Source organism: Chromobacterium sp. ASV23 (assembly GCF_016428945.1).
GTDB lineage: Bacteria > Pseudomonadota > Gammaproteobacteria > Burkholderiales > Chromobacteriaceae > Chromobacterium > Chromobacterium sinusclupearum.
Genome location: NZ_JAELTR010000260.1, coordinates 1 through 302 on the forward strand (window position 1 = coordinate 1; position 302 = coordinate 302).

The 302-nt window shown below is 77.2% G+C and carries 1 protein-coding gene; it reads left to right on the forward strand.

All coding sequences use genetic code 11. The annotated features are described in order from the left end of the window. Window positions 1-92 precede the first annotated feature (92 nt). The coding region (locus tag JHD59_RS22510) for a hypothetical protein (RefSeq protein WP_199155902.1) at window positions 93-302 on the forward strand (210 nt) is incomplete at its 3' end.

A 302-nucleotide genomic window follows, 5' to 3' on the forward strand; every position in this document is an offset into this window, starting at 1 on the left:
CGTAGCCCAGCGTCAGCACGCCGGCGCCGCGGTCCCAGTCGGTGAGACGCAGCACGCCAGCCAGCGCGCCCTGGCCGCCCAGGCGCAAAGCCATGATCCGCCCTTGCTCGGGAGCCAAGGCCAGCGCCTGTCTCTTATACACATCTCCGAGCCCACGAGACTCCGCCAATTATCGCGTATGCCGTCTTCTGCTTGAAAAGAGGGGGGGGGGGGGGGGGGGGGGGGGGGGGGGGGGGGGGGGGGGGGGGGGGGGGGGGGGGGGGGGGGGGGGGGGGGGGGGGGGGGGGGGGGGGGGGGGGGGG